This is a genomic window from Streptomyces sp. NPDC058864, assembly GCF_042742985.1.
Classification (GTDB): domain Bacteria; phylum Actinomycetota; class Actinomycetes; order Streptomycetales; family Streptomycetaceae; genus Actinacidiphila.
The window spans coordinates 35,201-57,714 of the sequence record NZ_JBHYMQ010000050.1 but is presented as its reverse complement, the minus strand read 5'-3'; the positions used below and the strand labels follow the sequence as shown (position 1 = coordinate 57,714).

Below are 22,514 nucleotides of genomic sequence, written 5' to 3'. Positions count from 1 at the left end.
CGCACGGTGGCCAGCGCATTCCCGCGCGTGCGGCGCGGGCCGCGCTCACTGCCCGCGCTGCCGGCGGCGCGCCGCCGAGATGGCCCGGTCCGCCTCGCGGCGGTCCTGCTGCTCGCGCAGGGTCTGCCGCTTGTCGTACTCCTTCTTGCCCCTGGCCAGCGCGATCTCGACCTTCGCCCGGCCGTCCTTGAAGTACAGGGCGAGCGGCACGATGGTGTGGCCGGTCTCCTGCGACTTCTGGAAGAGCTTCTCGATCTCCGCACGGTGCAGCAGCAGCTTGCGCTTGCGCCGCGCCGAGTGGTTCGTCCACGTCCCCTGGGTGTACTCGGGGATGTGCACGTTGTGCAGCCACGCCTCGCCACCGTCGAGCTGGCCGAAGCCGTCGACCAGGGACGCGCGTCCCTGGCGCAGCGACTTCACCTCGGTGCCGGTGAGCACCAGGCCCGCCTCGTAGGTGTCGAGGATGTGGTAGTCGTGCCGCGCCTTCTTGTTCTGCGCGATCAGCTTGCGACCCGTTTCCTTTGCCATAGCGCGGCCATTCTCGCACCTCGGCCGGGTCGGGGGTACCGGTTTGCGCGCCGGTCAGCGGGTTGGCGCGCCCAGGCCGTCCAGCACCTCGAGGGCCTGGGCCTCGGCGTCCGCGCCGCCGGTGACCGCCAGGTCGGGTCCGACCCCGCGGCCGTCCACCCGGCGGCCCGCGGGCAGCCGGTAGTGGCCGACGGTGAGTTCCGCGACCGAGCCGTCCGACAGCCGGCTGGGCATCTGCACCGAGCCCTTGCCGAAGGTGCGGGAGCCCACGACGACGGCGCGGCCGCGGTCCTGGAGGGCGCCGGCGAGCAGTTCGGCCGCACTCATCGTGCCGCCGTCGACGAGCACGACGAGCGGGGTGTCGGTGTCACCGGCGTCGGCGGCGTAGAGCGCCTGCTGCCTGCCGTGGACGTCGTACGTGGCGACCAGGCCGCCGTCCAGGAGCGCGGAGGCGACACCGACGGCCTCGGTGACCAGGCCGCCGGAGTTTCCGCGCAGGTCCAGGAGTATGCCCTCGCGCCCCGGGCGGTCGGCCAGGGCACGGCGGACCTGCCCGGCGACGCCCTTGGTGAAGGCGTCCACCTTGACGACGGTGATGCCGCCGGGGACGTACCGGACGCGGACGGACTCCGTCGGCAGCAGGGCACGCCGCGGGGAGACCTCCCAGGAGCGAGTGCCGCGCCTCAGGCCCAGCACGACGGCCGTGCCGGCGGCGTCGGAACCGCGCAGCCGGGCGACCACCGCGGTGACGGGACGCCCGGTGACCTCGGTGCCGTCGATGCTCGTCAGCCGGTCACCGGCGTGCACACCGGCCCGGGCGGCGGGGCTGCCGGACTGGACCCGGTCGATCCCGATCCGGCCGTCCTCGGTGCGCCGCACCCACAGGCCGACCCCCACGTACCTGCCGTCCAGGGACTGCTGGAAGCCCTCGTACTCCTGAGCCGTGTAGAAGGAGGACCAGCGGTCGCCGCTCCGGCTGACCAGGGCCTCCGCGGCCTGCGGTCCGACCTTGCCCGCCGCGATCGCCTCGGCGATCTCGTCGGTGTTCGCGACCGGGCCGGCCGGGATGCGGGAGTGAGCCGGTGTCCGCCGCTCGCCGCCGAGGTCCCCGAAGGAGCCCGCCGCGGCGCCGGTCGCCAGGACCGCGCCGAAGACCAGCGTCAGCGCCGCGGCGCGGCGCAGCCGGCGTGGTCTCCCGGGCGGACAGTGGCTCAGCACGTCGGGCAGTCTAGGCGAGAAGCGGGCGCTGTACGGAAAGTTGGCCGTACAGCGCCCTTGGCGCGCGTCAGACCTTGAGGTATTTGCGCAGCGCGATCAGGGCCGCCAGCGCGGGCATCAGCATGCCCACCACCAGCACCAGCGGCAGCACCTGGGCCACCTCGCCCCAGCCGAGGAAGTTGATCAGCGGCACCTTGGTCTGCAGCGACAGGCCGTGGTCGATCAGGAAGTAGCGGCCGACGAGGAGCATCAGACACGCCAGGCCACCGCCGACCAGACCGGCGAACGCGGCCTCCATGATGAACGGCATCTGGATGTAGAAGCTGGACGCGCCGACCAGCCGCATGATCCCGGTCTCACGGCGCCGGCTGAAGGCCGACACGCGCACCGTGTTGACGATCAGCATCATCGCCACCGCGAGCATGAACGCCAGCACCACCAGCGCCGCGAGCGTCATGCCGTTGAGCAGCCCGAACAGGTTGTCCAGCAGAGCCTTCTGGTCCTGCACCTCCTGGACGCCGGGACGGCCCTGGAAGGCGCTCGCGACCACCTGGAACTTCGTCGGGTCCTTGAGCTTGACCCGGAACGACTCCTGCATCTGGTCCGGGGTGAGCGAGTCGGCCAGCGGGGAGTCGGAGAACTGCTCCTTGTAGTGCTTGTAGGCGTCCTCCGCGCTCTCGTGGAAGTACTTGTCCACCAGCGGCAGCGCCTTGAGCTGCTTCTCGACGTCCTGCTTCTGCTCCTCGGTGACGGCGCCCTTGGTGCAGTTGGGGTCGGTCTTGGCGTCGTTCTTGTTGCAGAGGAAGATCGAAACCTGGACCTTGTCGTACCAGTAGCCCTTCATCGAGTCGACCTGCTCGCGGGCGAGCCACGAGCCGCCGGCGAGCGCGAGCGAGAGGGCCACGGAGACGATGACCGCGAAGGTCATGGTGAGGTTGCGCCGGAGGCCGACGCCGATCTCCGAGAGCACGAACTGGGCGCGCATGTTGTCCTTTCAGAAGGCTGCGGTGTGCAGGGCGGGGCCCAGGCTCAGTGCTGGTAGCCGTAGACGCCGCGGGACTGGTCGCGGACCAGTCGCCCCTTCTCGAGCTCGATGACGCGCTTGCGCATCTGGTCGACGATGTTCTGGTCGTGGGTGGCCATCACCACGGTGGTGCCGGTCCGGTTGATGCGGTCCAGCAGCCGCATGATGCCCACGGAGGTCTGCGGGTCGAGGTTTCCCGTGGGCTCGTCCGCGATCAGCAGCATCGGGCGGTTGACGAACGCCCGGGCGATCGCCACGCGCTGCTGCTCACCGCCGGACAGCTCGCCCGGCATGCGGTCCTCCTTGCCGCCGAGGCCGACGAGGTCAAGCACCTCGGGGACCGTCTTGCGGATGGTGCCGCGCGGCTTGCCGATCACCTCGAGGGCGAACGCCACGTTCTCCGCGACCGTCTTGTTGGGCAGCAGTCGGAAGTCCTGGAAGACGGTGCCCAGTTGGCGGCGCATCTGCGGCACCTTCCAGTTGGACAGCCGCGCCAGGTCCTTGCCGAGCACGTGCACCATGCCGGTGTCGGTCCGCTCCTCGCGCAGGATCAGCCGCAGGAAGGTCGACTTCCCGGAGCCGGAGGAGCCCACCAGGAAGACGAACTCACCCTTCTCGATTTCCAGCGACACGTCCCGAAGTGCAGGACGGTTCTGCCGGGGGTAGGTCTTGGTGACGTTGTCGAATCGGATCACGGTCGCACTCCGGATACAGGGGATCGGAGGCGACCTTACGCGAACGGCCGCGGCCCGCGCAGTCCGCGGTCCGGGATGACGGGTTTATTCACAGACCACCGGGGGACAAAGCAGGCATTGGCCACATGCGTCACTCTTCGGAGTCGCAGGAATCGCGCGGGACGCGCCGAGCGTCCCGGAAACTGGCACAGTGGTCGGGGGGGCTCGGGAACGTACCGTCCCTGTCGCGCGTTGTTCATGGTGCGGCCGCCAGGCCGCCTGGGAGGAGGCGACCGCATGACAGTCGACCGACTGGTGTGCGCCAACTGCGCCGGCCCCGTCAGCGAGGGCCGCTGTGCGGTCTGCCGCGCCCACCGTGCCCGCATGCAGCAGGAGAACCCCTTCGCGGCCATCTCCCCGGCGGCCCTGATCGCCCTGCTGGTCGCCCTGCTCGCGGTGGCATGGGTGGTGCACGAGGCCGCGGTGTAGCGCGGCGCACACATACGGCGAACACAGGGGCCCGCGGCGCTCGGCGCTACGGGCCCCTGTGGCGTTCCCGGGCCCTCCCGGGACGCACGGAGGCCCGCACCGCATGTGGCGCATGCGGTGCGGGCCCCTGCAGGTGTTCTCGTCCGGGCCCGGCCTCAGACGGCCGCGTTGCGGCCGCCGCCGACCAGGCGCGGCATCAGGCGGAAGCCGACACCGCCCGCGATCATCGTGGCGGCACCGATCAGCAGGAACAGGGTCTCGCCGGCACCGGTCTCGGCCAGCTCCTCCTTGGTGTCACCCTGGGTGACGACCTCGCTGCTGCCGGCGTTGTCGGTGTTGGTGTTGTCGGCGCAGGTCACGCTGTCCCCGTCGAGGGTGCAGGTGGTGCCGTCGCCGTCGGAACCGCCGGTCTCCGAACCGCCGTTCCCGTTGCCACCGCCGTTCCCGTTCCCGCCGCTGTTGCCATTGCCGCCGCTGTTGCCGTTGCCACCGCTGCTGGTGGTCTCACCGGACGTCGTGGTCTCACCGGAAGCCGTGGTCTCGCCCGAGGCCGTCGTCTCACCGGAAGCCGTGGTCTCACCCGAGGCCGTCGTCTCACCAGAGGCGGTGGTCTCACCGGAAGCCGTGGTCTCACCAGAGGCCGTCGTCTCACCGGAAGCCGTGGTCTCACCCGAGGCCGTGGTCTCACCAGAGGCGGTGGTCTCACCCGAGGCCGTCGTCTCACCGGAAGCCGTGGTCTCACCCGAGGCCGTCGTCTCACCAGAGGCGGTGGTCTCGCCCGAGGCCGTCGTCTCACCGGTCGTCTCGCCCGAGGCCGTCGTCTCGCCCGTGGCGCCCTCGCTGACACCCAGCGTGGCACCCTCGGTGTCCTCGTCGCCGAGGTTGACGCTGACGCCGACCTCGGTCTCGCCGGCGCTCAGGCCGATGTCCAGGCCGACGGCCTGCGCGGCGCCGGCGGCCGTCAGCGAGGCGCCGGCCGCGATCACCGCGGCAGCGGCTATGCGGGCCACCCGCACTCGCGTGTTCTTCTTGCTCATCTGGCAACTACCCCCAGTAGCTTCTCGTCAATGGAGCAGCGTCACAGGGGGAGCGTCCTGCGGGGCGGTTCACGTTCAAGGCCGGGGCCTGAGCCACCGGCCGCGCTCGCCCCCGTTCGCTCGCGCCCCAGTCATACGCATGCCGCGCATCACGATTCCCAGATTTCACAGCGTCGTCAAGGGCGTTCCAAGCTCAATGCCGGAATTGGCTGACTATGACACCCACTTGCTTATGGGGCTGTGACCCAGAACGCACAACTGCCGCCCATCGGACGGCAGTTGTGAGGGTTCTGCGGAGACGGCGACGCGTCAGACGCGGGCGCTCTGCTCCTGCTGCTTGCGCCAGCGGATGCCCGCCTCGAGGAATCCGTCGATGTCGCCGTCGAGCACGCCCTGGGGGTTGCCGACCTCGAACTCCGTCCGCAGGTCCTTGACCATCTGGTACGGGTGGAGCACGTAGGAACGCATCTGGTTGCCCCAGGAGTTGCCGCCGTCGCCCTTGAGGGCGTCCATCTTGGCCTGCTCCTCCTGGCGGCGCCGCTCCAGCAGCTTGGCCTGCAGGACGTTCATCGCGCTCGCCTTGTTCTGGATCTGGGAGCGCTCGTTCTGGCAGGAGACCACGATGCCGGTCGGGATGTGCGTGATCCGGACCGCGGAGTCGGTGGTGTTGACGCCCTGGCCGCCGGGGCCGGAGGCGCGGTACACGTCGATGCGCAGCTCGGTCTCGTCGATCTCGACGTGGTCGCTCTGCTCGACGACCGGCAGCACCTCGACGCCCGCGAAGGAGGTCTGGCGCCGGCCCTGGTTGTCGAAGGGCGAGATGCGCACCAGCCGGTGGGTGCCCTGCTCGACCGAGAGGGTGCCGTAGGCGTACGGCGCCTTCACCACGAAGGTCGTGGACTTGATGCCGGCCTCTTCCGCGAACGAGGTCTCGTAGATCTCCGTCGGGTAGCCGTGCCGCTCGGACCAGCGCAGGTACATGCGCTGCAGCTGCTCCGCGAAGTCGGCGGCGTCGACGCCGCCCGCCTCGGCGCGGATGTTGACCAGCGCCTCACGGGCGTCGTACTCGCCGGACAGGAGGGTGCGGACCTCCATCTCGTCCAGCGCCTTGCGCACCGACTCCAGCTCGCTCTCGGCCTCGGCGCGGGTGTCCGCGTCGTCCTCGGCCTCGGCGAGCTCGAAGAGCACTCCGAGGTCGTCGATGCGGCCGCGCAGCCCCTCGGCCTTGCGGACCTCGGCCTGCAGGTGCGACAGCTTGCTGGTGATCTTCTGCGCCGCCTCCGGGTCGTCCCACAGCGACGGCGCCGCCGCCTGCTCCTCGAGCACGGCGATGTCGGCCCTCAGCTTGTCGAGGTCCAGAACGGCCTCGATCGAGGCCATGGTCGACGAGAGGGACTTGAGCTCTTCGGATACATCCAGGACTGCCACGTCCCCCAGGGTACCGGCACGCCGCGGATTGCCGCTCCGGTGAGCCGGAGCGGGCCCGCCGGCGGCCGGCGGACCCCGTGCCGCTCAGGCCGGGACGGGGGCCGAGGTGTGGGCGAGCGTGCCGTCGGCGCGCCGGAGATAGAGGGTCAGGGTGTCGTCCGCCGTGGTCAGGCCGGGGTGGGAGGGAGTGCTGGCGGACAGCGGCACCGGAGCCCACGTGCCGCCGTCGGAGACGGCGGCGGACAGGGCCCCGTCGTCGGCGGGAGCGAGGACGAAGAGCCGGCCGCCGGAGACGGCGGGTTCGGGGCGGCCCGTGGCGTCGAGGCCGGTGACGATCTCGGAGGGGCGCCAGGCGCCGTTCACGTACGGCAGGCGGAGCACCGCGCCGTCGGCCTTGCGGACGGCGAAGGCGTCGAGGGTGCCGGGCGCCGCCGAGACCAGGCCGGGGGCGGCGGTGACCCGGCCCGCGGTGGGGACCAGCGCCCAGGCGTTCCAGCGGCCGTCGACCCAGGAGGAGGTGACGAGGTCGCCGCCGGAGCAGCCGACGAGGTCGATCCGGCCGGGCGCGGAGGACGCGGCGGCGGGGGTCGTGGTGAACCGGGCGGGCTGGTCGACCTGGTACCAGTCGCCCCACGCGCCCCCGCTCAGCGTGCGGCGGTAGACCCTGTGGTCGGTACCGAGGGCGAAGACGTCCAGCTGCCCGGCGCGCGAGGAGACGACCGAGGGGTCGTCGGCGACGCTTATCCCGGTGAGCCGGTGCCAGGTGCCGGAGACCAGGTACCAGACGTTCTTGTCGCTGCCCCGGGTGAAGACGTACGTCGTCCCGGAGACGGAGATCGCGCGGGGGCCGCCGGCCGGGTGGACGTCGCGGTCCGGGAAGCGGGGCAGCGCCGTGTAGCCCGACCAGCGCAGCGCGGCCTCCTCGGCGGTGCCCGCCGGGGTGCTCACCGCGCCCTGCGGGGAGGCGGCGGCGCCGGTGGGGGCGGTCGGGGTGGTCGAGGCCTGCCCGGACGGCTTGTCCTCGCGGCTGGTGGAGCCGCCGTCGTCGTCGGAGCCGGAGGCCGCGATCGCCCAGCCGCCGAGGCCGACGACCAGCGCGGCGGCCGCCGCGGCGCCGATCTTGACGCGGCGGCGCTGGAGGGCGTCGGGGACGGCGCGGTGGCGGTGCCGGGCGCGCGGGCCGGGCACCGCGGCGGGCCCGCCGCCGGCCAGTTCCTCCGCGGTGGGCAGCTTGATGCTGGTGTGCGTGTCGCGTGTCGAGTCGGGGGCGGAGCCGCGGACCAGGGGCACGGCACCGCGTTGCTGTCCGGCCGGCGGGTCGTACGGTTCGGCGAGGGAACCGGGGTCCCGGTCGTACGCCTCCTCGCCGTGGTGGTCGCCGGGCGCGTCCACCTCCAGCGGGGGAAGCCCGGCGAGGGCGGGCAGCAGCTCGCGCAACCGGGTGCCGACCTCGGCCGCCCGCAGCCGGGACGCGGGGGCCTTGGCGAGGCACTGGGAGAGCAGCTGCCACAGCTCGTCGGGCAGGTCGGGCAGCGGCGCGACCGATTCGGTGACGTGCCGGCGCAGCACCGCGCCCGGGTGGCCGCCGCCGAACGGGGTGAAGCCGGCGAGCAGTTCGTACAGGACGGTGGCGAGGGCGTAGATGTCGACGGAGGCGCGCGGGGGCAGGCCCTCGATGATCTCCGGGGCCAGGTAGTCGGGGGTGCCGATGATGCGGGTGGCCCGGGTGCGGCGCGGGGAGTCGACCAGCCGCGCGATGCCGAAGTCGGTGAGGAGCGCCGGGGGCGCACCGCCCGGTCCGGGCGGTGCGGCCGAGTCCAGCAGGACGTTCTCCGGCTTGACGTCGCGATGGACGACGCCCGCGGCGTGGGCGGCGGCCAGGCCGTCTGCGACGTCCGCGGTGATGGAGACGGCCGCCTCGGGGCTGAGCCTCCGTTCGCGCTCCAGCCGGGAGCGCAGGTCCGTGCCGCGGACCAGGTCCATGACGAGCGCGAGGTCGCTGCCGTCGACCACCAGGTCGCGGATGCCGACGATATGGGGGTGGTGCAGCGCCAGCAGGGCCGTGCGCTCCTGGACGAAGCGGCCGACGAGGTCCTGGTCGGAGGCGAGGTCCTCGCGCAGCAGCTTGATGGCGACCGGGCCGTCGGGGCCCTCGCCCAGCCACACCGTGCCCGCGGAACCCCGCCCCAGCACCTGGTGCGCGGTGTACCGGCTGCCGATCTTCCGTCCCAAGGCTGCTCCGACTCCTCCGACGTGCCGTCGTGTTGGCGACAAAGCTACGCGGATGCGAGCCGGTTGGGGGAACCTGTCGGGGGTGAGTGCGGCTTCTCCGGGAGAAATCACCCTCCAGAAGTCGACAAATCACCAACACCGGCCCCACGGGGAGGTGACGGTGGGCCAGTCGACGCCGGCGCAGCGGCCGGCACGGCGCGGGCGGTGCCCGGCGCCGTGCCCGACGGGATGCGTCGTGGTGCTACTGGGTACCGCCGGAGGCGCCCGAGCCGCCCGAGGAGCCGCCGAGCTCCGAGACCCAGTCCCAGAAGTTCGCGACGCCGTCGCTGACGGTCCCCCACAGGCTCTTGCCGGTGTCCAGCCACTCCGGGACCGGGGTGAGGTACCAGACCAGCACGACGATGACGATCAGCACGATGATCATCGTGAAGCAGCCCTTGAGGCACCCCAGGCCCGGGATCTTCATGGGGTTGGCGCTGCGCTGCCGCGGCTCGCGGTGCGGGGCCGGCTCGGGCGCGGACGGACGCTGGGGCTCGTACCGCTGGTGCTGCGGCTGCTCGTAGCGCGGCGCGGGCTGCTGCGGCCGCGGCGCGTACTGCTGGGGCTGCTGCTGCGGCTGCTGCGGCTGCTGGGCGTACTGCTGAGGATGCGGCTGCGGCGCGTAGGCGGGCTGCGCCGGCTGCCGGTACTGGGGCTGCTGGGGCTGCTGCCGGTACCCCTGCGGGGGCTGCTGGGGCTGCTGGGGCTGCTGCGGGCCGGACTGCCGGCGCGGCCTGCGGCGCAGCGGGTCCTGCTCAGGGTCCAGGTACTGGATCTCGGTCTGCTCGGCGCGCGCACGGGCGCGGTTGAGCTGCGACTCCCACGGGTGGGGACCCTGCGGGGCACCGGGCTCCTGCGCCCCGCCCGGCACGGGCGGCATCACGCGGGTGCCGTCGCCGGGCCCGGCCGGCGCCGAGCCGCCCGGGATCACCCGGGTCGCGTCGGCCGCGCCGCCCGCGGAGGCGGGCAGCACGCTGGTGGCGGCATTGGGGTCGTACGCGTCGTACGCGCCGACGGGCGACCGGGTCGGCAGCACCTGCGTGGGGTCGGCGGTGCCCGGCGGGACGAGCGGGGTGTCCGGGACGGTGGCCGGGGCCGGGTCCGGCGCGAGCAGCGCGGCGACGCCGAGCGCCGCCTCGGACTGCGCCGGGGAGGAGTGCACGCCCACGCCCGCCGCGACCACGCGCAGGGCGCGCGCCAGGTTCTCCGCGCTGGGGCGCTCGCCGGGTTCCTTGCGCAGGCAGCGCTCGATGACCGTCCACAGCGGCTCGGGCACGGTGGAGGGCCGGCGGGGCTCCTCGCTCAGGTGCTGGTGAAGCACCTCGAGCGCGCTCTCGCCCCGGAAGGGCGGGCGGCCGGTGACCAGTTCGTACAGCAGGATGCCGGCGCCGTAGATGTCCACCGCCGAGGTCTGCGGACGGCCCTGGGCCGACTCCGGCGCTATGTAGGCGGGGGTGCCGACGAACTCGTGGGTGCGGGTGACGCCGGGTGAGTCCGCCAGCCGCGCGATGCCGAAGTCGGTCAGCATCGGGTGCATCTGCTGGGTGCCGTCGGGGCCCGCGACGGTGGCGAGCAGGACGTTGGCGGGCTTCAGGTCACGGTGGACCACGCCGTCGGCGTGGCTGGCCGCCAGCGCGTCGGCCACGGCGGCGGTCAGCAGGGCGGCGCCGACCGGCGAGAACGGGCCGTTCTCGCGCAGGTGGCGGTAGAGGTCGGGGCCCTCGACCAGGTCCATCACCAGGGCGAGCAGCTCACCCTCCACGACCAGGTCACGGACCCGGACGATGTGCGGGTGGCGCAGCCGCAGCAGGACCGAGCGCTCCCGCAGGAAGCGCATGACGATGTCGGGGTCGCTCGCCAGCTCCTCCTTGAGCACCTTGATCGCGACGGTCTCGCCGGTGTCCCGCACCTGGGACCGCCACACGGTGCCCGTGGCGCCGCGCCCGAGCGGCTCCACCAGTTCGTATTTGCTGCCTACCGGCCGCACGTTCGCGCTCCCTGGATCTTGGCCTGGTCCGTGGCCTGTTTCGCCCACTGTAGTGCCGCCACGTGGCAGCGGGGCTGCGTTCCGGTACGGGGCGGGTGTGGGGTTAGGACGCGGAGAACGGTCGTTTGGTTGCTTTTTCCGCCCAATGCTGACCATTCAAGATCGCAAAGGTGGGCACCGGCGGCGAGCTGTCGGCGGCGAGTGGGAGGATGCCTGTCGCGGATCGCGCATCCCCGGGCAGGCTGGGCCAGCCGGGCACGGGGAGGCCACCGGTCCGCTTCTGTACGTGTCGACGTCCCGGGCGGGGCGGGGTGGGGCCGGGGGCCCGCGCCGCGGTGATCCGGGCAGAAGGGACCGTGGACGGAGATGCAGATCCGGCTGACCGTTCTCGGGCCGCGCGGCGGCCGCGCGGCGCGCTCCTGCGACGTGCTCGTCACCGCGCCCGCGGGCACACCTCTCAGCGCCGTGGCGGGCGCCCTCGCGTCCGGTTCGGGCGGCTCGGGCCAGCCCGCGCGGGCCGGCAAGTCCACGCCACCGCTCTACGCGGGCACCGAGCGGCTGGACCCGGCGACGGCCGTCCTCGGGGTGCCGCCGCTGCTCGACGGCGCCGTCCTGTCGCTGCACGCCCCCGCCGACGGGCACGAGGGCGGCCGCCCCACGGCCGCCGCCCGGCTGCACGTCGTCGGCGGGCCCGACGCGGGTGGCGTCCACCTGCTGCAGGGCGGCCGCGTCCGGGTCGGCCGGTCCGCGGACGCCGACGTGCCGCTGGACGACCCCGACGTCTCACGCCTGCACTGCGTCGTCACGGTGGACGGCGAGGGCCGGGTCACCGTCGCCGACCTCGGCTCCACCAACGGCACCTCCCTCGACGGCGCTCCCGTGGGCGAGCGCGCGGTCCCGTTCCCCGCGGGTGCGCTGCTGCGGATCGGCGAGTCGACCCTCCGGCTGGAGCCGGCGCCGCCGGGCTCGACCGTCCCTCCGCCGCCCGCCTCCGTCCCGGCCATCCCCGACGCCGAGGGGCACCTCCAGGTGACCCTCCCCCCGACCTCCTGGCCGGACACCGGCCGCGTGGCGACCTGGAGTCCCGCCCGGCCCGCCGACGGCACCGCGGAGCGCCCCGGCGCGCGTGGAACGGCACCCGCCGACGGCCCCACGACCACCGGCACCGGGTCCGGGAACGTCGGCGCGGACGCCCCCGCCCCGCCGGCACCCGGGGAGGGCCCGGCGGAGGCCGCCGCGGGCACCCCGGCCCGCCGGGACACCCCGCAGCGCGGGCTCTCCGAGCAGACCCGCACCGACGCGCTGCCCCAGGGCCGCCGCGGCAGCGGACGGGCCGCGGAGGCCGGCAGCCGGATGGCCGGTGCGATAGGGGACTGGGCCAGGCGCCTGACCACCGGACGCGGCGCCCCGGGCGCCGACGGCCCCGAGGGCGGCGGGAGGACGTACGACCGGGCCGACGCCGCCGCGCTGCGCGAGCGCTGGCCCGATCCCGCCGCCGTCCTGCTCACCGCGCTCGGGCCGGGACCGCGGCTGTGGGAGCGCGCCCTCGGCCATCCCGACCTGCTCACGGTCCGGCTCGGCACCGCCGACCTGACCGCCGAGGACGGCTTCAGGACGCTGCCCGCCGTGCCGTTCACCGTCGACCTGCGCGACCCGCACACCCATGTGCTGGGCCTCGCCGGACCGCGCCCCCGGCTGTCCGGGCTGGCCCGGGCGGTGATCGCCCAGCTGTGCGCCCTGCATCCGCCCGGCGTGCTGGAGGTCGCCCTGATCAGCGCCGACCGCTCCCGTCCCGCCGAGCAGCGGGCCGAGGAGTGGGGGTGGCTGTACTGGCTGCCGCATCTGCGCCCGGCACACGGCCAGGACTGCCGGCTGCTCACGGCCTCCGACCGCGAGCAGGCCGAGGCCCGCGTCGCCGAGGTGGTCCGGCGCATCGAGGAGGGGCCGCTCGGCGCGGGCTGGGCGACCGCCTCCCCGGAGGAGGTCGCCGAGGCCGCGGCACGCCGTGAGGGCCCGTACACCCTGCTGGTGATCGACGGCGACCCTGGCTCCGCCTATCTGCGCGAGGCCGCCGACCGCATCGCGGCCGCCGGGCCGTCGGTCGGGGTGCACCTGCTGTGCCTGGCCGAGAGCCCGGAGCGGCTGGCCACCCGCTGCGGCGCCGTCGCCGTACTGGAGGGCGACGTCGCGACGACGCTGCGGATGGAGCCGCACGGCCCGGAGCACATGACGATGGAGGCGGTATCGGCGGCCTGGGCCGAGCGTTTCGCACGGGCCCTCGCCCCGCTGCGCGAGGGCGACTGCCCGCCGCGCCGTACGCGTTCCGCGCTGCCGCCCACGGCCCGGCTCCTGGACGAGCTGGACCTGGCGCTCGCCACCCCGGCGAAGATCGCCACCCGCTGGGCCGAACCGGCGCCCTCCGGCGGTGCCGCAGCCGCCGTACTGGGCGCCGGGCCGGACGGCCGGGTCCTGGTCGACCTGGTCGCCGAGGGGCCGCACCTGCTGGTCGGCGGCGCGGCGGGCTCCGGCAAGACCGAGCTGCTGCGTTCGGTGGCGGCCGCCCTGTCCGCCGGGGAGCGGCCGGACCGGCTCGCCCTCGTCCTCGTCGACGGCGCCGGGGCGGAGCGCGGCGAGGGGCTGCGCGCCTGCACCGACCTGCCGCACGTCTCCACCTACCTGTCCGCCTCCGACCCGGTGCGGATGCGCGAGTTCGCGCAGGCGCTCGCGGCGGAGCTGAAGCGCCGTGACGAGCTGCTGGACGGGGCCGACTTCGCGCAGTGGCACGAGCGCCGCCGGCTGCCCGTGGTGCCCCGGCAGGCCGAGCCGGGCCACGCCCCGGCCGGAGCCGCGGACCCGCAGGTGCGCGGCGCGGTGCGGGTGCGGACCCGCACCACCGAACCGCTGCCCCGGCTGGTCGTCGTGGTCGACGACTTCGACGTCCTGGTCGCGCCCGCGCTCGGCAGTCCCGGCCGGCCCGCCGCGGGCTCGGTGGTGCGCGCCCTGGAGAGTGTGGCGCGCGACGGCGAGCGGCTCGGCGTCCACCTGGTCGCCGCGACCGGCCGTCCCGAGCGCACCGCGGGCACCGACGCCGACGACGCCGCACGGCTGCGGATCGCGCTGCGCACGCAGGAACCGGAGTCGGCCGCGCTGCTGGTCGCCGTCGAGGAGCCGGCGACCGTCGACGACGCCCTGCCGGGCCGCGGTTACCTGCGCCGGCCGGACGGAGCCGTCACCGCCTTCCAGGCCGGCCGGGTCAGTGGCCGGATCCCGCGGACAGCGACCCTGCGGCCCACGGTGGTCCCGCTGGAGTGGGACCGCATGGGCGACCCGCCGACCCGCCGCCCGGTCCGCGAACTCGGCAACGGCCCCACCGACCTCGCCCTGCTGGCCAGCGCCCTGCAGCGGGCCGCGGAGTCCGCGGCGGCGGATCCGGTGCCGCCGCTGCTCTGAGCCGCCGCGGTCCCGCACGCCGCTCCGAACGGCCGGTCACATGACGGTCACGATCCAACCCCCGTGCGCTGAGGCGCTATTGCGGCGGTTATCAGACAAGGCGTAGGACTGAACGCGGAACAGCGGATGACGCGGGGACGGGACGCCCGGCGCAGCTGCCACGGCCATGCGGCGGGCTGCCACCGCGGCGCGGGTCCGCGCTGAGGGGATGGGCAGGCAGATGCGGACATCCAGCAGGCGCACGCGACGTACACGCCGGACGGTGATCGCCGCCGTGGCGGCGGCCCTGGCACTGACGGCCGCCGGGTGCGGCGGTGGCGACGACGACAAGGGCACGCCCGACGGCGGCGGGAGCAGTTCCGGCGCGAGCGGGAGCGTCCCGCTGCCGGACCTCAAGGGCCAGAAGCTCGAGGTCGCGGCGGTGTGGACCGGGCCCGAGCAGAAGAACTTCCAGAAGGTGCTGGACGAGTTCACCAAGCGCACCGGGGCCGAGGTCGGTTTCGTGCCCACCGGCGACAACGTCTCCACCTTCCTCGGAACGAAGATCGAGGGCGGCCAACCGCCGGACGTGGCCTTCCTCCCGCAGGTCGGTGTCCTGCGGCAGTTCGCGCAGAAGGGCTGGCTGAAGCCGCTCTCCTCCGACGTCCAGGCACAGCTCGACAAGAACTTCACCACCGGCTGGAAGGACCTCGGCGCGTACGAGGGCAAGCAGTACGGCGTGTACGCCAAGGCCGCCAACAAGTCGCTGGTCTGGTACAACACCGCGGCCTTCGAGAACGCGGGGATCTCCGAACCGCCCGGGACCTGGGACGACTTCCTGCAGACCGCCGAGACCCTCTTCGAGTCGGGCACTCCCCCGGTATCGGTCGGCGGCGCGGACGGCTGGACCCTCACCGACTGGTTCGAGAACGTCTACCTCTCCCAGGCCGGTCCGGAGAAGTACGACCAGCTGGCCGAGCACAAGATCAAATGGACCGACCCCTCGGTGAAGGACGCGCTCACCACCCTCGCCCAGCTCTTCGGCAAGAAGGACCTGATCGCCGGCGGGCAGAACGGCGCCCTCAAGACGGACTTCCCCAAGTCCGTGACGCAGACCTTCACCGGCAACCCGCCGAAGGCCGCCATGGTCTACGAGGGCGACTTCGTCGGCGCGTTCATCGGCGACAACACCAAGGCGAAGGTGGGCGAGAACGCCAAGGTCTTCCCCTTCCCCGCGGTGGGCTCGGGCAAGGCGCCGGTGGTCAGCGGCGGTGACGTCGCCGTGGCACTGAAGGACGGCAAGGGCGCGCAGGCGCTGCTGACCTTCCTCGCCTCCACCGACGCGGCGCAGGTGTGGGCCTCCTCGGGCGGCTTCGTCTCGCCGAACAAGTCGCTGGACCTGTCGGCCTACCCGAACGAGGTGTCCCGCTCCATCGCCCAGGGCCTGGTCGCGGCGGGCGACGACTTCCGCTTTGACATGTCCGACCAGGCCCCGGCGGCCTTCGGCGGGACCGCGGGCAAGGGCGAGTGGAAGGGCCTGCAGGACTTCCTGCGCAACCCCTCCGACGTCGCCGGCGCGCAGGCCAGGCTGGAAGCGGACGCCGCCAAGGCGTACGCCGGCTAGGCGGCCGCGATGGCGACGGCGGCCACGGCGAAGGGGCCGGCCGCTCCCGGCGGCGCGCCCTCCGCCCGGGGCAGGAGCGTCATGGGCACCCGGCGCTGGGTGGCGGGACTGTTCCTGCTGCCCGCGCTGGTGTTGCTGGGCGCGCTGGTGGTGTACCCGATCGGGTACACCACCTGGCGCAGCCTCTTCGACAAGGCGGGCTCGGATTTCGTGGGCCTGCACAACTACGCCTCGGTCTTCAGCGACGACAGCACGCTGACGGCGCTGCGCAACACGGCGGTCTGGGTGGTCGTGGCGCCGGTGCTGGCCACGGCGCTCGGGCTGGTCTTCGCGGTGCTGACCGAGCGGGTGAGCTGGGGCACCGCCTTCAAGCTGGTCGTCTTCATGCCGATGGCGATCTCGATGCTGGCGGCCGGGATCATCTTCCGTCTGGTGTACGAGCAGGACCCGGCCCGCGGCGCGGCCAACGCCGTCGTGGTCGGGGTCCACGACACCTTCGCCGCGTCGTCGGCGTACCCGGGGGCCCGGCCGCGGCCCAACGGCTCGCTGGCGGCCTCCGGCGGCGGCTCGTACACCACCCGGGACGCCGCCGGGGAGGGGACGGCGGTCGGGCTGCCGCTGATCGGCGTCCCCGCGGCGAAGCTGCCCGCGGGCACCGCGGACGCCCGGCAGGCCGCCACGGGGCCCGGGGTGACCGGCACCGTGTGGCTGGACTTCAAGCCGGGCGGGGGCGGCAGGCCGGGGGAGATCGACGCCGGTGAGAAGGCGCTGGAGGGCGTGAAGGTCGAGGCCGTGCGGGACGGACGGGTGGTGGCCTCCGCCACCTCCGGCGCGGACGGCACCTTCTCGCTGCCCGCCTCGGCGGACGGGGCCCGGCTGCGCCTGCCGGCGTCCAACTTCGCGGAGCCGTACAGCGGTGTCGACTGGCTCGGCCCCACCCTGGTGACGCCCGCCATCATCGGGGCGTACCTGTGGATGTGGGCGGGCTTCGCCATGGTGCTCATCGCGGCGGGCCTGGCCGGGGTGCCGCGGGAGCTGATGGAGGCGGCGCGCATCGACGGCGCCAACGAGTGGCAGGTCTTCCGCAGGATCACCGTGCCGCTGCTGGCCCCGGTGCTGGTCGTGGTCGTCGTGACGCTGATGATCAACGTGATGAAGATCTTCGACCTGGTCTACATCGTCGCGCCCGACACCTCCAAGGACGAGGCGAACGTGCTGGCCCTGCAGCTGTACCTGTCCTCCTTCGGGGCCGGCAACGACCAGGGCGTGGGCAGCGCGATCGGTGTGATCCTGCTGCTGCTGGTCGTCCCGGTCATGGTCTTCAACATCCGCCGACTGCGCAGGGAGGCCCGACGATGACGACCGTCGCAGGCACAGCGGAACCTGCGGGCCCGGCCGAGGCACCGGCCGGCGCGGCCGCGGCCAGGCAGTCCTTCGCCTCGCGGGTCGCGGCCCGTACCGGCGGCGGGGTGCTGAGGGTGTTCCTCGTGCTGGTCGCCCTGTTCTGGCTGATGCCGACCATAGGGCTGCTGATCTCCTCCTTCCGGGGACCGGTGGAGATCGCCGGCTCCGGCTGGTGGAAGGTGTTCACCGCGCCCTCGCAGCTGACCGTCACCAACTACCGTGAGCTGCTGGGCAACGACACCGTCACCTCCTCGCTGGTCAACACCGCGCTGATCACCGTGCCGGCCACCGTGCTGGTGGTGGTGATCGGGGCGCTGGCCGGCTACGCCTTCGCGTGGATGGAGTTCCCGGGCCGCGACTGGCTGTTCCTCGTGGTGGTGGGGCTGCTGGTGGTGCCGGTGCAGATCGCGCTCATCCCGGTGGCGAAGCTGTTCGGGGAGATCGGGATCTTCGGCGACATCATCGGCGTGGTGCTCTTCCACGTCGGGTTCGGCCTGCCGTTCGCCGTCTTCCTGCTGCGCAACTTCTTCGCGGAGATCCCGCGGGAGCTGCTGGAGGCGGCGCGGCTGGACGGCGCGGGCGAGCTGCGGCTCTTCGTCCGCGTGATCATGCCCCTGGGCGGCCCGGCGATCGCCTCGCTGGGCATCTTCCAGTTCCTGTGGGTGTGGAACGACATGCTGGTGGCGCTGATCTTCTCCAACACCGGCTCGCAGCCGATCACGGTCGCGCTGCAGCAGCAGGTCCGGCAGTTCGGCAACAACATCGACGTCCTGGCGCCGGGGGCCTTCGTGTCGATGGTGGTCCCGCTCGTGGTCTTCTTCGCCTTCCAGCGCCAGTTCGTCTCCGGCGTCATGGCGGGCGCCGTGAAGTAGCCCCGCGCAGCACCGCAGGTCAGGGGGCAACACTCCGTCGCCGGACGGGTCGCCGTACGCGGCGCATGCCCGGGATATAACGGGCATACGCCGCGTAAGCCGACATTACGGATGTGCTGCCTTGCCCCGGTTCAGCGTCATCGTCCCCGCCCACAAGGTGCAGGCCTACCTGCACGAGTGCCTGGAGTCCGTGCTCGGCCAGAGCTTCTCGGACTTCGAGGTGATCGCCGTCGACGACCGCTCCCCCGACGCGAGCGGTGCCATCCTCGACGCCTTCGCGGCCCGCGACCGCCGGGTGACCGTCCTGCACCTGAAGGAGAACGTGGGCCTCGGCCCGGCCCGCAACGCCGGAACCGCCCGCGCCACCGGGGACTACCTGCTCTTCCTCGACAGCGACGACACCCTCGCCCCCGGCTCCCTGCAGGCCCTCGCCGACCGCCTGAAGGAGACCGCGGAGCCGGACGTGCTGGTCTACGACTACGCCCGCACCTACTGGGACGGCCGCGTCGTGCGCAACCAGCGCGCCGCGCTGCTCGCCCAGGACGGCCGCCCCGCCGGGCCCCTCGACGACCGCCCCGAACTGCTGCGGCTGCTGCCGGTCGCCTGGAACAAGGCGTACCGGCGGGAGTTCGTGCAGCGCCGCGACTTCGCCTTCCCGCCCGGCTGGTACGAGGACGTCCCCTGGACCTACCCCGTGCTGCTGGCCGCCCGCAGCATCGCGGTGCTCGACCGGGTCTGCGTGCACTACCGGCAGCGCCGCCGGGGCAGCATCCTGCGCACCACCAGCAGCCGCCACTTCGACGTCTTCGACCAGTACGACCGGGTCTTCGCCTTCCTCGACCGCAACCCCGGCCTCGACGGCTGGCGGCCCGCCCTCTTCGGCCGGATGACCGACCACCTGCTGGCGGTCTACAACACCCCCGGCCGGCTGCCCCGCTCGGCCCGGGGCGTCTACTTCCAGCGCTGCAGCGTCCACTTCCGCCGCTACCGCCCGCAGGAGCCCGGCCCCCGCCCGCACGGTGTCCCCGGCGGCGCGCGCCGGCTGCTCGTACGGCTTGGCGCGCGGCAGGTCTTCGACGCCGTACGCACCGCCAACGCGCTGCGCAGGAGGCTGCGGCGGCTGGCGAAGGACGCCGCCCGGGCGGCCCGGGAGGCGGGCCTGCGGCTGCACTACCGGGTCCAGCGGCACCGCCGCCTCGACCCGGACCTCGCGGTCTTCGCGGCCCGCCGCTACGACGGCTACGGCGGCGACCCCGCCGCCCTGGAGGCCGGCGTCCGCGACCTGGCCCCGCACATCCGCACCGCGTGGATCACCACCCCGGCCCACGCGCACACCCTGCCGCGCGGCGTACGCCGGCTGCAGCCGGGCTCGCCCGCCTACTGGACGGCGCTGGCGCGCGCCACCTACCTGGTCAACGACGTCAACTTCCCGCACGCCTACCGCAAGCGACGCGGCCAGGTGAACCTCCACACCCACCAGGGAACCCCGCTCGGCCGCACGGGCCTGGACGTCCAGGGCCACCCGGCCGCCTCGGCGGGCCGGGACTTCGCCCGGATGCTCGCCCACACCGACCGCTGGGACTTCTGCCTGTCCGCCAACCCGCACTCGACGGTGGTCTGGGAAAGGGCCTACCCCGCCGGCTACACCACCCTTGAGCACGGCCGGCCCGGCAACGACGTCCTGCTGCGCGCCGACGCCGACGACGTGCGGCGGATCCGCGCCGGCCTCGGCGTCCCGGCGGGGTCCACCGCGATCCTGTACGCCCCCGCGCACCGCGACTACCGGCGCGGCTTCCACCCGCCCGTCGACCTGGCCCGGCTGGCCCGCGAACTCGGCCCGGGCCACGTCGTCCTGTACCGCGCGCCGGACGGCGACGCGGGCACGGCCACGCTGCCCGAGGGGCTGCCGGACACCGTGCTGGACGTCTCCGCCCACCCCTCGGTCCAGGAGCTGTGCCTGGCCGCGGACGCCCTGGTGACCGACTACTCCTCCCTGATGTTCGACTACGCGGGCCTGGACCGCCCGATCGTCGTCCACGCCGGGGACTGGACGGCCTACCGGGCCGCCCGCGGCACCTACTTCGACATCACCGCCGAGGCCCCCGGGCCCGTCGCCCGCAGCGAGGACGAACTCCTGTCCATCCTCACCACCGACACCTGGCGCGGCCCGCGTTCGGCCCGGCTGCGCGCCGCGTTCCGGGCCCGCTTCTGCCCGTACGACGACGGCCACGCCGCCGAGCGGGTCGTGCGCCGCGTCTTCCTCGGGGAGGACGGCGGCCAGCCCTCCGCCCTCCCCCCGGAGCGCCGCACCCCCGCCCCGCCGGCCCGCCCGTAGCCCCGCCCGCGTCACTCCCGCGCCCCGGCCGCCGCGGGCTCACCCCGGCGGCGGGGCGGGGGTGCGCTCGTCCGGTTTGAGGACGGGCAGCAGTTCGCGTTCGCCCAGCAGTACGCGGCGTACGGCGCGTTCGGCGGCGCGGCCGTCGTCCCAGGGGCAGAAACGGGCCCGGAAGGCCGCCCGGAGTCCGGCGGCATCGGGCGAGGACCAGGCGCCGGAGCGGAAGGCGGTGGCGATGCCGGCCTCGTCGCGGGCGACGACGCCCGGGGTGTCGCCGGGGCGCCCCGAGACCAGGTCGAAGTAGACCCCGCGGGCGGCCCGGTAGACCTCCCAGTCGGCGGCGTGCACCACGATCGGGCGGTCCAGGCCCGCGTAGTCGAACATCAGGGAGGAGTAGTCGGTGAGCAGGGCGTCGGAGGCCAGGCACAGCTCCTCCAGCGGGGTGTGCGCGGAGACGTCCAGCGCCCCCTCCGGCAGCGCCGCCGGGCCGGCCCCCGGGTAGAAGTAGTGCGCGCGGACCAGCACCAGGTACTCGCGGCCCAGCGCCCGGCACAGCCGGGCGAGGTCCAGCTGCGGGACGAACTCCCGCTGGTAGTCGCGGTGCGTGGGGGCGTACAGGATCGCCCTGACCCCGTCCGGGATGCCCAGCCGGGCCCGGATCCGGCGCACGTCCTCGGCGCCGGCCGTGAAGTAGGCGTCGTTGCGGGGGTAGCCGGTGGGCAGCGTCAGGTAGCCGCCGGGGTAGACCCGTTCCCAGACCTCGCTGGAGTGGGGGTTGGCGGACAGCGAGTAGTCCCACTGGTCGGCGTGGTCCAGCAGGCGGCGGAAGCTCATGCCCTTGGCCACCGCCGGGTGGGCGCGCAGGTCCATGCCCATGTGCTTGAGCGGGGTGCCGTGGTGGGTCTGCAGGTAGACCTGGCCGGGGCGCTTGACGACCTCGCCGGTGAAGTTGGCGTTGTTCACCAGGAAGCGGGCGCGGGCCAGCAGTTCCCAGTAGCGGCGCGAGTTCACCTCCACCCGGTCGACGCCCTCGGGGACCGTCTCCCGCTCCCCGCGCCGGACCACCCACACCCCGTGCAGGTGCGGGGCGAGCTCACGGGCCTTGTGGTAGATCGCGGCGGGGCTGCACAGCACCCCCCGGTTCCAGTACGCCGCGTACACCACCAGGTCGTCGTCGAGCGGGCGGCGGCGTTCCAGGGCGTACCAGCGGCGGTACACCTCGCGGGCGGCCGCGTTGCGGCGGGCGCGCAGCCGCCGGGCCGCGTCGGCGTGCAGCTCCGCCGCGCGGTGGGCGGCGAAGCTGCCGGGCAGCCCGGCGCGGCGGAAGAACGCGGCGCGGTCTCCCGGGCGCAGCCGCCCGGGATCGTCCAGGACGGCCAGCAGCCGCCGGTCCCGCTCGGCGCGCAGCACCGGCAGGTCGTGCCGGGCCAGCAGGGCGTCGTACCGGTCGGCGACGGCGAGGTGCTGTGGGCCCGGCGTGCTGGAGAAGCTGCCGTGGCGGCGCTTGCGCCAGGTGACGCAGACCCGGTCCAGGCAGGCGATGCGCGGGGCGGCGAGCAGCATCTCGTACGCCACCGGGACGTCCTCGTACGGGCCCGTGCCGAACCCGAAACCGGCCCAGTAGTCGCGGCGCACCACCCGGTTCCAGGCGGCGGGCAGGACGGTCAGGCACCCGGGGCGCTCGGTGGCCCGGAAGACGGCGTGCCCGGCGAGGGCGGCGTCGTGCAGGAAAGGGCCGTCGCCGCTCTCCGAGCGGTGCTCCCACACATCGAGCCGGTCGTGGTCGAAGAGCAGCACCTCCGGGTCGCCGGTGGCCCGCAGCCGTGCGTCGAGGGCGGCCAGGGCGCCCGGCGCGAGGAGGTCGTCGGCGTCGAGGAAGAGCAGGTAGTCGCCGCCGGCACGGGCCGCCCCGGCGTCCCGTGCGGGGCCCGCACCGCCGTTGCGGGGCTGCCGCAGCAGGAGCACCCTGGGGTCGTTGGCGGCGACCTCCTCGACGACGGCGGCCGACCCGTCGGGCGAGCAGTCGTCGACCGTGATGACCTCCAGGTCCGCGTACCGCTGCCCGAGCACCGACTCCAGGCACGCACGGACGTAGCCCTGGGCCTTCCACACCGGGACGATCACACTGAACCGAGGCATAGCGCCGAGCGTAAGCAGCGGCGGCCCCCGGCGCCCGGTGGATCACCCGAAAGGC

At 73.9% G+C, this 22,514-nt stretch carries 15 protein-coding genes and 1 pseudogene; 6 read left to right on the top strand and 10 right to left on the bottom strand.

Annotated features, from left to right (window positions below):
* Positions 1-45 precede the first annotated feature (45 nt).
* The 4 genes from smpB to ftsE form a co-directional block, all read right to left on the bottom strand.
* On the bottom strand, positions 46-528 hold the full coding sequence (gene smpB, locus ACFW3D_RS29770; protein WP_500509141.1) for an SsrA-binding protein SmpB: 483 nt from the start codon (positions 526-528) through the stop codon (positions 46-48).
* A gap of 54 nt (positions 529-582) precedes the next feature.
* On the bottom strand, positions 583-1,746 hold the full coding sequence (locus ACFW3D_RS29765) for a S41 family peptidase (protein ID WP_500509138.1): 1,164 nt from the start codon (positions 1,744-1,746) through the stop codon (positions 583-585).
* A gap of 67 nt (positions 1,747-1,813) precedes the next feature.
* The gene (gene ftsX / locus ACFW3D_RS29760) at positions 1,814-2,731 is read right to left on the bottom strand and encodes a permease-like cell division protein FtsX (RefSeq protein ID WP_018564090.1); all 918 of its coding nucleotides are present in this window, start codon (positions 2,729-2,731) and stop codon (positions 1,814-1,816) included.
* Positions 2,732-2,775: 44 nt separating this feature from the next.
* Positions 2,776-3,465 (bottom strand): cell division ATP-binding protein FtsE, encoded by a 690-nt coding sequence (gene ftsE, locus ACFW3D_RS29755; RefSeq protein ID WP_018564091.1) that lies wholly within the window; start codon positions 3,463-3,465, stop codon positions 2,776-2,778.
* 276 nt (positions 3,466-3,741) lie between these two features.
* Here ftsE and ACFW3D_RS29750 point away from each other — a divergent pair, with 276 nt between their 5' ends.
* Entirely contained in the window at positions 3,742-3,933 is a 192-nt protein-coding gene (locus ACFW3D_RS29750; RefSeq protein ID WP_326575680.1) for a hypothetical protein, read from the top strand.
* 155 nt (positions 3,934-4,088) lie between these two features.
* Here the strand turns inward: ACFW3D_RS29750 and ACFW3D_RS29745 are convergent, their stop codons facing one another.
* The 5 genes and pseudogenes from ACFW3D_RS29745 to ACFW3D_RS29725 form a co-directional block, all read right to left on the bottom strand.
* The gene (locus ACFW3D_RS29745) at positions 4,089-4,970 is read right to left on the bottom strand and encodes a hypothetical protein (protein WP_500509136.1); all 882 of its coding nucleotides are present in this window, start codon (positions 4,968-4,970) and stop codon (positions 4,089-4,091) included.
* Positions 4,971-5,279: 309 nt separating this feature from the next.
* On the bottom strand, positions 5,280-6,398 hold the full coding sequence (gene prfB / locus ACFW3D_RS29740) for a peptide chain release factor 2 (RefSeq protein ID WP_500509133.1): 1,119 nt from the start codon (positions 6,396-6,398) through the stop codon (positions 5,280-5,282).
* A gap of 84 nt (positions 6,399-6,482) precedes the next feature.
* Positions 6,483-7,346, bottom strand: coding sequence for a DUF8189 domain-containing protein (locus ACFW3D_RS29735; protein ID WP_500509152.1), 864 nt, complete (start codon positions 7,344-7,346; stop codon positions 6,483-6,485).
* Positions 7,347-7,403: 57 nt separating this feature from the next.
* A pseudogene (locus ACFW3D_RS29730) lies at positions 7,404-8,630 on the bottom strand (serine/threonine-protein kinase); the annotation flags it as partial.
* A gap of 241 nt (positions 8,631-8,871) precedes the next feature.
* The gene (locus tag ACFW3D_RS29725) at positions 8,872-10,656 is read right to left on the bottom strand and encodes a serine/threonine-protein kinase (protein WP_500509130.1); all 1,785 of its coding nucleotides are present in this window, start codon (positions 10,654-10,656) and stop codon (positions 8,872-8,874) included.
* A gap of 366 nt (positions 10,657-11,022) precedes the next feature.
* Between ACFW3D_RS29725 and ACFW3D_RS29720 the strand changes: the two genes are divergently transcribed.
* From ACFW3D_RS29720 to ACFW3D_RS29700, 5 genes are all read left to right on the top strand, one after another.
* On the top strand, positions 11,023-14,106 hold the full coding sequence (locus tag ACFW3D_RS29720) for an FtsK/SpoIIIE domain-containing protein (RefSeq protein ID WP_500509128.1): 3,084 nt from the start codon (positions 11,023-11,025) through the stop codon (positions 14,104-14,106).
* A 220-nt stretch (positions 14,107-14,326) separates the two neighbouring features.
* Complete coding sequence (locus tag ACFW3D_RS29715) at positions 14,327-15,709, top strand: ABC transporter substrate-binding protein (RefSeq protein ID WP_500509126.1); 1,383 nt, start codon at positions 14,327-14,329, stop codon at positions 15,707-15,709.
* Positions 15,710-15,790: 81 nt separating this feature from the next.
* Positions 15,791-17,068, top strand: coding sequence for a carbohydrate ABC transporter permease (locus tag ACFW3D_RS29710; RefSeq protein WP_500509124.1), 1,278 nt, complete (start codon positions 15,791-15,793; stop codon positions 17,066-17,068).
* Positions 17,065-17,985 carry a carbohydrate ABC transporter permease gene (locus ACFW3D_RS29705; protein ID WP_500509122.1) on the top strand — a complete coding sequence of 307 codons (921 nt, stop codon included), beginning with the start codon at positions 17,065-17,067 and terminating at the stop codon, positions 17,983-17,985. The genes ACFW3D_RS29710 and ACFW3D_RS29705 overlap by 4 nt, the downstream gene beginning before the upstream one ends.
* 121 nt (positions 17,986-18,106) lie before the next feature.
* Positions 18,107-20,320 carry a bifunctional glycosyltransferase/CDP-glycerol:glycerophosphate glycerophosphotransferase gene (locus tag ACFW3D_RS29700; RefSeq protein WP_500509120.1) on the top strand — a complete coding sequence of 738 codons (2,214 nt, stop codon included), beginning with the start codon at positions 18,107-18,109 and terminating at the stop codon, positions 20,318-20,320.
* Between the two features lie 39 nt (positions 20,321-20,359).
* On the opposite strand, the gene ACFW3D_RS29695 is transcribed toward ACFW3D_RS29700, so the two are convergent.
* Positions 20,360-22,459, bottom strand: coding sequence for a bifunctional glycosyltransferase/CDP-glycerol:glycerophosphate glycerophosphotransferase (locus ACFW3D_RS29695; RefSeq protein WP_500509118.1), 2,100 nt, complete (start codon positions 22,457-22,459; stop codon positions 20,360-20,362).
* Positions 22,460-22,514: the final 55 nt, after the last annotated feature.